10 protein-coding genes are annotated in these 12,023 nt (G+C 61.9%); 3 read left to right on the plus strand and 7 right to left on the minus strand.

Translation table 11 applies throughout. The features are described 5' to 3' along the window. The first annotated feature begins 96 nt into the window (after positions 1-96). Entirely contained in the window at positions 97-369 is a 273-nt protein-coding gene (locus tag ABDW57_RS20060; protein ID WP_343731950.1) for a hypothetical protein, read from the plus strand. Positions 370-463: 94 nt separating this feature from the next. Then, positions 464-2,407, plus strand: a complete 1,944-nt coding sequence (locus ABDW57_RS20065) for a TonB-dependent receptor (RefSeq protein WP_343731951.1) — start codon at positions 464-466, stop codon at positions 2,405-2,407. Here ABDW57_RS20065 and ABDW57_RS20070 read toward each other — a convergent pair. The 6 genes from ABDW57_RS20070 to ABDW57_RS20095 all read right to left on the minus strand — a co-directional run bounded on the left by ABDW57_RS20070 (position 2,404) and on the right by ABDW57_RS20095 (position 9,096). After that, positions 2,404-3,111, minus strand: a complete 708-nt coding sequence (locus ABDW57_RS20070; RefSeq protein WP_343731952.1) for an ABC transporter ATP-binding protein — start codon at positions 3,109-3,111, stop codon at positions 2,404-2,406. The genes ABDW57_RS20065 and ABDW57_RS20070 overlap by 4 nt on opposite strands. Beyond that, positions 3,108-4,043 (minus strand): ABC transporter permease, encoded by a 936-nt coding sequence (locus ABDW57_RS20075; protein WP_343731953.1) that lies wholly within the window; start codon positions 4,041-4,043, stop codon positions 3,108-3,110. The genes ABDW57_RS20070 and ABDW57_RS20075 overlap by 4 nt, the downstream gene beginning before the upstream one ends. Positions 4,044-4,054: 11 nt before the next feature. Next, the gene (locus ABDW57_RS20080; RefSeq protein ID WP_343731954.1) at positions 4,055-5,041 is read right to left on the minus strand and encodes an aliphatic sulfonate ABC transporter substrate-binding protein; all 987 of its coding nucleotides are present in this window, start codon (positions 5,039-5,041) and stop codon (positions 4,055-4,057) included. Between the two features lie 94 nt (positions 5,042-5,135). Then, positions 5,136-6,317: an NO-inducible flavohemoprotein gene (gene hmpA, locus ABDW57_RS20085; protein WP_343731955.1), complete on the minus strand. Its 1,182-nt coding sequence runs from the start codon at positions 6,315-6,317 to the stop codon at positions 5,136-5,138. Between the two features lie 100 nt (positions 6,318-6,417). Then, positions 6,418-8,667, minus strand: a complete 2,250-nt coding sequence (locus ABDW57_RS20090; protein ID WP_343731956.1) for a TonB-dependent receptor — start codon at positions 8,665-8,667, stop codon at positions 6,418-6,420. Positions 8,668-8,736: 69 nt separating this feature from the next. Further along, positions 8,737-9,096: a DUF2946 domain-containing protein gene (locus ABDW57_RS20095; protein ID WP_343731957.1), complete on the minus strand. Its 360-nt coding sequence runs from the start codon at positions 9,094-9,096 to the stop codon at positions 8,737-8,739. A gap of 92 nt (positions 9,097-9,188) precedes the next feature. Here ABDW57_RS20095 and ABDW57_RS20100 point away from each other — a divergent pair, with 92 nt between their 5' ends. Beyond that, the gene (locus ABDW57_RS20100; RefSeq protein WP_343731958.1) at positions 9,189-11,243 is read left to right on the plus strand and encodes a TonB-dependent siderophore receptor; all 2,055 of its coding nucleotides are present in this window, start codon (positions 9,189-9,191) and stop codon (positions 11,241-11,243) included. A gap of 40 nt (positions 11,244-11,283) precedes the next feature. On the opposite strand, the gene ABDW57_RS20105 is transcribed toward ABDW57_RS20100, so the two are convergent. Beyond that, positions 11,284-11,895 carry a hypothetical protein gene (locus ABDW57_RS20105; protein WP_343731959.1) on the minus strand — a complete coding sequence of 204 codons (612 nt, stop codon included), beginning with the start codon at positions 11,893-11,895 and terminating at the stop codon, positions 11,284-11,286. Between the last annotated feature and the right edge of the window lie 128 nt (positions 11,896-12,023).

The following is a 12,023-nucleotide window of genomic DNA, read 5'->3' on the forward strand; positions in this document are numbered from 1 at the left end:
CCATCTTATCACGCTAGAATACCGGCCATGATTCGCCGCCTGCCCATCGTTCATGTGTTGCTCGCGCTTCTGCTGCTCCTGACGCAGCAGATCGGGGTGACGCACGCCTATACCCACTGGAGCGGCGCCGAGCAGCAAAATGTCCAGCTGACTGACGAGGACCAGGCCGAGCACCGCAAGCGTGTGGCGGTCCACAAGGTCTGCTCGGAGTGCGTGTCGGTGGCGCAGATGGGCGCCGCCATCACCAGCTCTCCGCTCACGCTGGCCATCTCCACCCTCAGCACCGGCCCGGTCACCATCCAGGCCACGCTGGCCGCCTGCCAGCGCACCACCTGCGTCTTCCAGTCCCGCGCTCCCCCTCTGGCCTGACACCCAAAATCCGTTCCCAGTTTTGAGTTTTTCGCTGCAGTGCGCCGCAAGGGCGCGCTGCGCGAGCTGTCATCTATTTTGCTAGAGGTTTTACATGAATATTCAACGCACGCTGCTGGCCAGCGCGATCCTGTCCGCTTATTCGCTCGCTTTCGCCCAAACGGCCGTGGTGCCGCAAGTGGTGGTGACGGCCAACCCGTTCGGCAATACCGCCAACGACCAGATCCTGACCCCGGCCAAGGTGCTGGCCGGCGATGAGCTGCGCGACAAATCCGGCAGCTCGCTGGGCGAGACGCTGTCGCAGGAACTGGGCGTGTCGGCATCGGCGTTTGGCGCCGGTGCTTCGCGCCCCATCATCCGCGGCCTGGAAGGCGCGCGCGTCAAGATGCTGGAAAACGGCATGGCAGTCTCCGACGTCTCCGGCCTGTCCAACGACCACGCGGTGGCGGCGGAAGGGGCGACCGCGCAGCAGATCGAGATCCTGCGCGGCCCGGCCGCGCTGCTGTATGGCTCGGGCGCGATCGGTGGCCTGGTCAACGTGGTGAATGAGCGCATCCCGACGGCGCTGGAGCCCAGGCTCACCGGCCAGATGGAAGCGCGCGGCAGCACGGTCGACAGCGGCCGTAACGTCTCCGGCACGCTGGACGGCGCGGTCGACAAGCTGGCCTGGCACATCGACGGCAACCTGCGCAACGCCGACGACTACAACACGCCAGTCGGCCGCCTGGCGCATTCGGACACGCGCTCGCGCACCGGCGGCATCGGCGGCTCTTACATTGATAACTGGGGCTTCGTTGGCGTATCGGCCTCGCGTCTGTCGAATGTGTATGGCATTCCCAGCGCAGAAGGCTCAAAGATCGACCAGAAGCAGAACCGTTTCGATATCGACAGCCTGGTGAAGTCGCCGTTCGAGGGCTTCGAAACCTTCAAGTTCAAGGCCGGCTACACCGACTACAAGCACGCTGAAATTGGCGAAGACGGCGCACCGGAAGTGCTGTTCAAGAACCACTCGCTGGAAACCCGCTTCGAACTGACCCACAAGCCGGTGGCGGGCTGGCACGGCACCTTTGGCGTGCAGACCGAGAACACCAACTTCTCCGCACTGAGCGCGCAGGGCGGCCCGGACACCGTGCCGGTCACGCATTCCACCTCCAACGCCGTCTTCCTGGTGGAGGAAACCGAGTTTGGCCCGGTCAAGTTCAACGCCGGCGGTCGCGTGGAGCGCGTCAAGCGCGAACCGGTGACTGGCATGAACCGCTCGTTCAACCTGCAGTCGGCATCGGTGGGCGGCCAGTGGCCGTTCGTGCAGGGCTATGCGCTGGGCGCGACTTTCTCGTACGCGCAACGTGCGCCGTCGACGGAGGAGCTGTATTCCAGCGGCCCGCACGACGCCACTGTCACCTTCGACATCGGCAATGCCGATTTCAAGAAGGAGACCTCACGCAATATCGAGATCAACCTTCAGAAGACCACCGGGCTGGTACGCTGGAAGGCCAACGTGTTCCGCAACAAGGTCAGTGATTTCATCTATGGTCACATCACCGGCAACCTGCTGGATGAAGAGGGCAATCCGGGTGACGAGCTGCGCGAACGTATTTTCGAACAGGCCGACGCCACCATCCAGGGCGCGGAAGCGGAACTGGAATACAACCCGACCGGCGCCGGATGGTCGGGCCGCGTGTTTGCCGACACCTCGCACGGCAAACTGGAACGCGGCGGCAATCTGCCGCTGCAACCGGCCACCCGCGTCGGCGTCAGCACGGCGTACAAGATGGGCAACTGGCGCGCTGGTTTGTCGCTGGTGCACGCGCAGTCTCAGGATCGTCTGGCTTCGTTTGAGACCACCGACACCCCGGGCTACAACCAGCTGAACGCCAACCTGTCTTACACGCAGAAAGTGGGCGATTACGATCTGACCTGGTTCCTGCTGGCGAAGAACCTCACCAACGAAGAGATTCGCGTATCGACCTCGGTATTGAAGGATATCGCGCCGCTGCCAGGCCGTAACGTGGTGTTTGGCGTGCGCGCCAAGTTCTAAACGTGCAGGCTGTCGAGGATGGCGGCCTTTAACTGGGCCGCCTCCACGTCGCCGCGCTTGCGCGGTGCCGGACCGGGATGGAACTCGGTCAGGCCGCCATCCAGCAGGACGATGCGGTCGCTCAGATAGAGCGCTTCGTCGATATCGTGCGTGACCAGCAGCACAGTGAGCTTGTGCTGAAAGGCGACCTTCAGCAACAGGTCCTGCAGCTTCATGCGGGTGAAAGCATCGACCGCGGAGAAAGGTTCGTCGAGCAGCAGCACGCGTGGCTGCGTGAACAGGCCGCGCGCGATGGCGGCCCGTTGCGCCTGTCCGCCGGAGAGCTGTTTGGGCAGCGCGTTTGCATGCTCTTGCAGGCCGACTTCGGCCAGCAGGCGCATGACCAGTCTTTGCGAAGCCAGCGCGTTGTCGCTGTCGAAGGCGACGTTTTCCGCCACCGTCAGCCATGGAAACAGGCGCGGCTCCTGGAAGATGAAGCCGATGTCGCTGCTTACGCCTTTCAGTGGCGCGCCGTCGAGTTTTATCTGTCCCTTGAAGCTGCGATCCAGGCCCGAGGCGATGGACAGCAGGCTGCTTTTGCCGCAGCCGCTGGCGCCGATCAGGCTGACCATCTCACCTTCCTGCAGCTGCAGGCTGACATCGCGCAGGACAGTGCGGGCGCCGTAGCGTTTTTCTTCAACGTGAATATCGAGTGCAATGCTCATGCGTAGCTGTCGCGCCATGCGAGGCTGCGTTTTTCAATGACGGCCATCAGCGTGTCGCTGATCTTGCCGAGGATGGCCAGCAGGAAGATGGCCGCCAGCACGATGTCGGCGCGGCTGGTTTCGCGGCCGTCCGATAAAAGATAACCGAGGCCCTTGCTGGCGGCGATCAGTTCTGCCGCCACCATGAACATCCAGGCGAGGCTGAGGCCATTGCGCAAGCCAGTCAGGATGGCCGGCAGGGCGGCAGGCAGCAGCACACGCTTTGTCAGGGCGATATTGGACAGGCGATAGAGCCGTGCGACTTCAATCAGTTTGCGGTCGACACCGCGGATGCCGGAGGCCACGCCCATGTAGATGGGGAAGAAGGCGCCAATGGCGATCAGGACGATTTTTGGCGCCTCGTCGATGCCGAGCCAGAGCAGCAACAGCGGCACCCAGGCCAGTGAAGGGATGGCGCGCAGGGCCTGGAAAGTGGGATCGAGGATGGCTTCAGCGTGACGGCTCAAGCCGACCGTGGCGCCAAGCAGGATGGCCAGCAGCGCGCCGCCCGCAAAGCCGGCCGCCACGCGCACGGTGCTGGCGCCGATGTGGCTGAGCAGACCCCGCGTGCCGAGATCGCGCAGCGTGTCGAGTATTTGCGTCGGCGCGGGCAGCAGGTTGGAAGGAAGCAGCCCGCCGCGCACAGAGAATTCGATCGCCAGCAACGCCGCCACCGGCAGCAGCAACGCAAGCAAAGCACCCCGCGCTCGCTCGCCAGCAGCCCTGCGCACGGCAGCCGCGATTCTGACCTGCGCCGCCTGCGCGGCCGACGCCAGCTCCGCCGCATCCGCAGCCGACGGTGCATCCAGCTGCACATCATCGCGCCGGGGCGCGCCTTCGCGTCGGCGCTCTGGCAGAGTGGCGGGCGGCTGGACCGCCAGTTGGCTGCGCATGGCGATCGTTCCTACGCGCGGGCGATGTAGGGTTGGGCGAAGCGGGTATCGACCAGCTCCGCGATGGCGCGGTGCAGATCCGCGTCGGCCTTCACCAGCGACTCATCTTTCAGAATCGGCGCGGCCACCTGCAGGGCCTTCACATGCTCGCTGCCCGGCTGTGGATTGCTGAAATCACTGCGCAACTTCACCTGCAGCAGCGCCACCGGCAATGACACCTTGGCCTCCTCAGACAGAATCCTGGCGGCCTCGCCAGGATTCGCCCGTATCCAGGCCCGCGCTCTCTCGTACGCCTTGATCACACGCGCCACTTCCGCCGGCCGCGCGGCCAGGAAGTCTTCGCGCACATTCAGGAAGCCATACGTATTGAATGCCACATTCCGGTATATCAGCTTCGAGCCGGATTCCAGCTCACTTGCGGCCATGTGCGGATCGAGGCCCGCCCACGCATCCACCTTGCCTTGCTCCAGCGCTGCGCGTCCATCCGCATGCTGCAAACTTACATGCTCGATGTCGCTGCGCTTCAGGCCAGCCGTCTGCAAAGAGCGCAGCAGGAACAGATAGGGATCGGTACCCTTGGTGGCCGCCACCTTCTTGCCCTTCAAATCTGCCACGGTGCGGATATTTGAATCCTTGCGCACGACAAGCGCCGTCCATTCGGGGCGCGAAAAAATATACGGCGTCTTGATCGGATTGCCGTTCGCCTTGGCCAGCAAGGCGGCCAGGCCGGCGGAAGAACCGATATCGATGCTGTTCGCGTTCAGATACTCCAGCGCGCGATTGCTGCCGGCACTGAGCACCCAGCGCACCTGCACGCCGTCAGCCTTGAATTCTTCTTCCAGCCATCCGAAGCGCTTCAGCACCAGACTGGCGGGCGAATAATAAGCGTAGTCGAGCCGCAGCTCCTTCAATGGTGCGGCGACGGCCAGCGAGACAGGCGAAAAGCCGGCAACGGCGGCACTGCCGGCCGCCAGTTTCAACAGAGTTCTGCGCTTCATGTTTTCCTTGAGTGATGCGTGGATGCTTCAAGTATTGCATCCACGCCCACCCGAGTACACGAAGAAATCCAGCTTTACATAGTTGAAAATCGCATCAAGCCAAAGCTTCGGCAGGACCGAAGAACTCATAGTAAGTCTGCGACTGCGGCACGCCCAATTCCGCCAGATGCGACTTGATGGCCTTCATGAACGGCGTAGGACCCAGGAAGTAGGCCTCCAGATCGCGCGTCACTGGCAACCACTTGGCCAGATGTTGCGGATTCAGATAGCCGGTGGCGTCAGGCTGCGGCGCCTCCACATCGGCGGTCTCGTAGCAGTAGAAGCGTTGCAGCTGCGGGTGCTTGGCCGCCAGCGCATCGATATGATCGCGGAAGGCGTGCACACCGGCGTGGCGCGCCGCGTGAATAAAGTGCACCGGGCGATTGCTGGTCAGCGCCGCCGTCAGCATCGCCAGCGTTGGCGTGATGCCCACGCCGCCGCTGATCAGCACCAGCGGCTTGTCGCTGTCGGACAGCACAAAGTCGCCAGCCGGCGGGAACACATCGATACTGTCGCCCACATTCACCTGATCGTGCAGGTAGTTCGACACCAGGCCGCCATCTTCGCGCTTGACGCTGATGCGATAGTTGACGCCATTGGCCGCTGCGGACAGCGAATACTGACGGCGCTGTTCGTTGCCGTTCACCTTCACGCTCAGGCCTATGTACTGGCCAGGCTTGTGCGCAACAACCTTGCCGCCATCGGCCGGCTCCAGCACGAAGGAGGTAATCTCGTCGCTTTCCACCGTCTTCGAAACCACGTTGAAGGTGCGGGCGCCGCGCCAGCCGCCTTCGGCCTGTTCGTTCTGTTTATAGATGCCTTCTTCCGCGCCGATCAGAATATCGGCCAACTGACCGTAAGCCGCGGCCCAGGCTTCAATCACTGCGTCAGTCGCCACTTCTTCGCCCAGCACCTCGCGGATCGCTTTCAGCAGCGAAGCGCCGACGATAGGGTAGTGCTCCGGCTGGATTTGCAGCGAGACGTGCTTGTTGATGATGGTGTTGACCAGCGGGCCGAGATTTTCCAGCTTCTCGATATTCTTCGCATACATCAGCACCGCGTTGGCCAGCGCGCGTTGCTGCGTGCCTTCGGTCTGATTCGCCTGATTGAACAGCGACTTCACCTCCGGATAGTCGCGGAACATGGTCTGGTAGAAGTGGCGCGTCAGGGCTTCGCCGCCTTGTTCAAGAATAGGAACAGTGGCAGTGATGATGGCTTTGTGTTCGGTGCTCAGCATGATGTTCTCTCGGTCTCTATGAAGTTTCGACGTAAAGAAGTATATCATATGAATGTTAAAAATGCGCAGAGCGCCGCCAGAATGTTTGGCGGCGCCTGGATTACAGGTCGAACTTCAGCTCAGCGACGTAGGTGCGTTGCGGGTATGGGTGGAAATTCCAATATTGGTAGTTATTCAGGTTATCCACGCCCAGCGCCAGGCTCCATTGCCGATTGATGCGATAGTGCAGTCGGGCATCCGCCGTGAAGTATTTGCTGGAGCCTTGGTAGGCAAAGCCGTTGATGTCTGAGTTATCCAAAGTCGAATACTGCTTGCCGCTGTAGCGCGCCGCCAGCGTAAGGGAGAGCTTGTCGTCGAAGGCGTAGCTGGCGACACCGGTGGCACGCCATTCCGGGATGCGCGGCTGCCATTTGCCGACGCTGCCCGGGGCCTTGTCATTGCGGATGATCTTTGAATCGGTCCACGTTACACTGGAACTCAGGTCCAGTCCCAACACTTTGGCTGCGTAGGAGACTTCCAGACCCTTGGTGCGGATCAGATTCACGTTCTGGATATTGGTCACCATCGGCAGCACCAGCACGTTGGTTTGCGAATACAGCGCGTCCGTGGTGCGTTCGCCAAAGGCAGTCAGGCGCAGATAGCCGTCGGCCAGCTTGCGCTCACCGGTCAGCTCCGTGGTCCACGATTTTTCCGGCTTCAGATTGGGATCATTGTTGCTCAGCTGCCCGGCTGCATTGACCCCACCCTGATACAGCTCGGACACCGTCGGCATGCGCACCGCGCGGCCCAGCGACGCTTTCAGCATCCAGTCTTCGCTGGCCTGGTAGGCCAATGCAGCCTTGGGCGAAATGTAGTTCTCGCTGCGTTCCGCGTGCCGTGCGACGGCTGTGGCGTTGGCAGTCACGCCATCGTGCGCATGCCAGTGCTCAAGGCGTGCACCCAGCACCGTCTTCCATTTCGGCGCGAACTTCCAGGTGTTCTGCGCATACAGGCTGTTGATCTCGGTCTTGCCGGCGAAGCGCGAAGTCGGATTGCCGACCGCCGCACTGTCGATCCAGTTATCAGTCGGGGTCTCCGTGTTGCTTAACTTGTAGGCTTCGCGCTGATAGCCGAATTCCGCGAGGTGTGCGGCAGTTGGGCGCCACACGCCTTTGGCGGCAAACGTACTCCAACCGGTGCCGCCCTGATTCACCAGCCGTCCGTTGCCGCCATTGAGTGCCGCCGGCAGCGCGATGGTAGCGGCGCGCAGTTGATCCTTGTCGTAGTCATACAAGCTGGCAGCGACTTCCCAATCGAATACACCCCTGGTGTTGGTCTTTACGGTCAAGCCGTGCATGAAGTGCTGCAGGTCTTCGTTGGACAGATTGAAATCGGTCTGGCCCAGCGTATAGCTGCGGCCATTGATATTGATTGCGCCGCTGTAGACCGGCTTGCCGTTCGCATCGCGCAGATAAGAATTCGGGCGGCCCTCAGAATCATTGCGCCACAGGCCAAAGGTATAAGTGGCGCGCATGGTCGGTGAGAAGTCGTAGGCCAGCTTGGCCTTCAGCTGATCCTGCACCGTGTGGTACTGCGTGGCCGCGCCCAGCAGATACCACGGATTGTTGGTGCGGTCGACGTCAGCCACGGCGCCGGTCACCGGTGTGCCGGCGGCGCCCACAGCGCCAGCGCTGACCAGGCGCGTAGGGAAGGTCAGCGGCTGACCCTCGCTGTCGGTGCGGCTCATATCGATGAACCAGGACCAGGCGCCATTGCGGTCGCCCAGCGCGAAGTTGCCTTGCCGGCCGTCGTACTTGTCGCTGCTGCCATAGAGCTTGAACGGCTGATGCGTGAGCGTCAGCTTGGCGTGCGCTTCAAACGCGGCCGGCATGCGTGTGACGTAATCGACCACCGCGCCAACCGAATTGCCGCCATACGCCGCGGAGAAGGGGCCATACAGCACATCAACGCGCTCGATTTCCTCCGGGCTGACCATGCCCCAGCGCGGCGCAAAGGTCGCGCCGTTGCCGAGATAATTGGACAGCAGGATGCCGTCCGCATACACCATCGAACGCGCGCTGTTGCCGGTGCCAGATGCGCGCGTGGACAGCACGGCGTGATTGTAGTCGCCGATATAGCGCTTGCGCACCAGGAGGCTGGGCAGGTATTTGAGCGCATCCTCGGCATCGGTGGCATTGATATCACGTTCGATGTCTTCGCGGGAGATGCTTTCGATCGTGGTTGGAATCTGGATCGGCAGCGAAGTAGGGCGGGTGCCTACGATGTTGACGGTGTGAGGTGCTTCTTCAGCATAGGCGGTGGCAAAGACGGCCAGCAGCGCCAATGCCAGTGGAGACATAGTGGTTTTCATTGTATTCCTGATGATGCATATGGATGGCCGCAGCCCACGCACATGCGGACTGCGGAATAAAGCGAACGATCAGGAAAGGGCGGGAGGCCCGCGCGGACTGGCGGCGCTCCAGGTATGAAGCGGTTGCGGTGCCGTGTAAAACAGCGGCGGATAGAAATCGTGGCCACCGATGACGGCAAAGCCGGTCAGGGCGGGCGGCTCCAGTGCGGGGGCACCGCCGGAGGTGGCGCAATAGGGGCAATGCTCCATGCCGTGCATGGTGTTGGTCGGCGCCTTCTTGCCAGGGCCGTCGACCGAGCACATTTCCGCCAGCACGCTGGAAGTGGACGCGGCCAGCGCATGCGATACCGTCGGCGCGAGCGCGGCAAACAGGACGGCCAGCATGGCAATCCATAAATGCAGGGTCTGGCGTCGAAGCGTCTTAAGCATTCGTCAATTATAGACCATGCCGGAGATCCGTTGGAAATTGCGAATGAGAAGTGTTATCATTCGCAACATTTCAAATACTCATCGTTCTTCACATGCCTGAATTCAAACTGACTGCATTGGCTGCAGCTGTATCCGTCTTGCTGGCTCCGGCCGCGCAAGCCCAACAAACCGACGAACCGCCGATGGAAACCATCCAGGTGTCGGGCAGCTGGCTGGGGTCAGGCCTGCAAAACAGCGTGAAGAATTTTGCCGGCGCGCGCACCGTGGTGGACAAGGAAAGCATTGCCGAGAGCGGCGCTGCCAACATTGGCGACGTATTGCGGCGCATTCCGGGCGTACAGGCCAGCGACAATTCCGGCACGGCCGGCAGCGCCATCTCCCTGAACATCGGTGTGCGCGGCCTGACCGGGCGGTATTCGCCGCGCTCGACCGTGCTGCTGGACGGCATTCCGCTGGCGGTGGCGCCATACGGCCAGCCGCAGCTGTCGTTTGCGCCGGTCAGCCTGAACAATATCGAATCGATCGACGTGGTGCGCGGTGGCGGCGCGGTGCGCTACGGCCCGCAAAACGTCGGCGGCATCATCAACTTCCGCAGCCGTGACATTCCCCAAGGCGAGGGGCTGAGCGGCGACGCCACCGTCCGCTACAACGACTTTGGCCAGGGCGGCAGCAACCGCCAGTACAGCGCCTTCGTCGGCGGCACCGCCAGCAACGGTTTCGGCCTGGCGCTGATGTATTCGGGCATGGAAGGCACCGAATGGCGCGCCGGCAGCGACGAGCGCGTTAACGACGTCGCCGTGAAATTCCGCTATCCGCTCAATGCCAGCAGCGAGGTGTACGGCAAAGTCTCGTACTACGACGTGCTGTCGCGCACGCCGGGCGGCCTGACCGTGGCGCAATACAACGCCGATCCATTCCAGAACACCCGCCCGACCGACTTCTGGAGCGGCGACCGCAAAGGCGTGGACGTGGGCTACCTGAACACCATTTCGGCCACGCAGGAATTTGAAATCAAGGCCTACTACAACGAAAGCTTCCGCCAGAGTTCCCTGATCAACGCCGCCAGGACCCAGCTCACCTGGCAGCCGCGCAACTACCAGGTGACCGGCATCGAGCCGCGCTACACCCAGCGTTTCAACGCTGGCGGCATGACGCACGACGTCACAGTGGGCTACCGCTACCTTCGCGAGCGCGGCGACGACAACAGCTTCGTCCAGAATGTCGCTACGGGCGTGAACGGCGCCACCACCACCTTCATCAACAGCACCGATGCGCACGCGGCGTATGTCGACGACCGCATCGCGCTGGGTGCCTGGCGCATCACACCGGGCGTGCGCTACGAGAGAATCTCCTCGACGCGCGACGATGTCGCGGCCAAGTCCAACTTCGAGTCCGACAACAACAAAGCCCTGCCATCGCTGAACGTGGCCTACCTGGTCAACCGTGCGCTGACCGTGTTTGCCAACTACACCACCTCGTTTGGCGCGGTGCAAAACACCCAGTTGAACTCGCAAACACCGTCCAATCCGCTCAAACCGGAACTGGCCAAGACCGCCGAAGTGGGTGCGCGCTGGAAAACCGCCGCGCTGAGCGCGGAAGTGACCGCCTTCAAACTGAAGTTCGACAACCAGATCGCGCAAGTGCCTGGCATCGTGCCGGCGACATTCCAGAACATCGGCGCGACCAGGCATGACGGCATCGAAACTGCGGTCGACTACAGCTTTGACGAAGCCAGCGCGCTGGCGGGCCTGAACGTCTTTGCCAACTACACCTACACCAAAGCCATTCAGGAATCGGGCGCCACGGCCGGGCTGGACGTGCCGTTCTACTCGCGCAATACCGACACCGTTGGCGCGCGCTACCGCGTCGGCGCCTGGACTGCCAACCTGTCCACCACGCACCAGACCAGGCAATACTCCGACACCGCCAACACGGTAGTGGAAGCGGCCAATGGCGGCGTCGGTGTGATTCCTGGTTTCCGCGTCTGGAACGCCCAACTGTCCTGGAAACAGCGGGCTTACGAAGTGGCGGCCGGCATCAACAACCTGTCGGACAAGCGCTACTACACCCGCAACGTCGACGGCAACGCTGGCCGCATGACCGCCGCCCCGCGCACCGCCTACCTCCAGCTCCGCCTCACCTATTAAACTCCGGGGTCAGGTCCGCCATTTCTACACGAGCCCAGCTTTAGCTGCTGTATTTTCTGGCGGCTCGGCTGGCTGTTGCAAGTGACACACCAAAATGGCGGGCGATTTCGGTGAGTGTATAGGCGTTGGTGCGGTAGGCTTCTGCTATTGCGACGTCCCGGTCGGGGAACTTTTCTTGGTAGGCAAGCAGGGGAAGTGCCAGGGCGCTGCGTTGCGTCCGCGTTGTCCCGTCGCTGCTGGTTGATCGCGTCGGCGCTTGAAAGTGCTGAATGTACTGCTCGCTTCCCAAGATTAGCTGGCGGTAAGTGTTTTCCAAAGGACTGTTCCCGCCAATGCCTGCCAGGACGAAGCGGCGGTAGGCCTCTTGGGCGGTATGGGCTTCATTGCCGAATTTCGACAGCAGCCAGCTCACTTCCAGCCAGGCTGGAAGAGAAATGGCTGTCGATGTCAGATTAAAACTGCTCCAATGCCACTGACCAGGATGGTCGACCATACCGGCCCGGATGGGATTCAAGACAATGTAGCGCGCCACTTCCAGCAAATAGCTCTCCTTGTCCACGAGTATGGCTTTGTAGCGCCCTTGGAATACGTGACCCACTAACGCATGGCGGCGATTGAAATACTGAGAATACACGCCGTTTAGCTGGCGCATGGATTGTGTCCCCAGGTGTGGTGTATGAGATGTGATTCTCAAGGGGCTGGGTCCCCGATCAGTTAATCACGGCGGAGAGCCGTGCGGTCTGATTGTCGCTCAAGCTCTGCAATCCTTCAAGCTGCATG

This window comes from Duganella sp., assembly GCF_039595735.1.
Classification (GTDB): Bacteria; Pseudomonadota; Gammaproteobacteria; order Burkholderiales; family Burkholderiaceae_D; genus Rugamonas.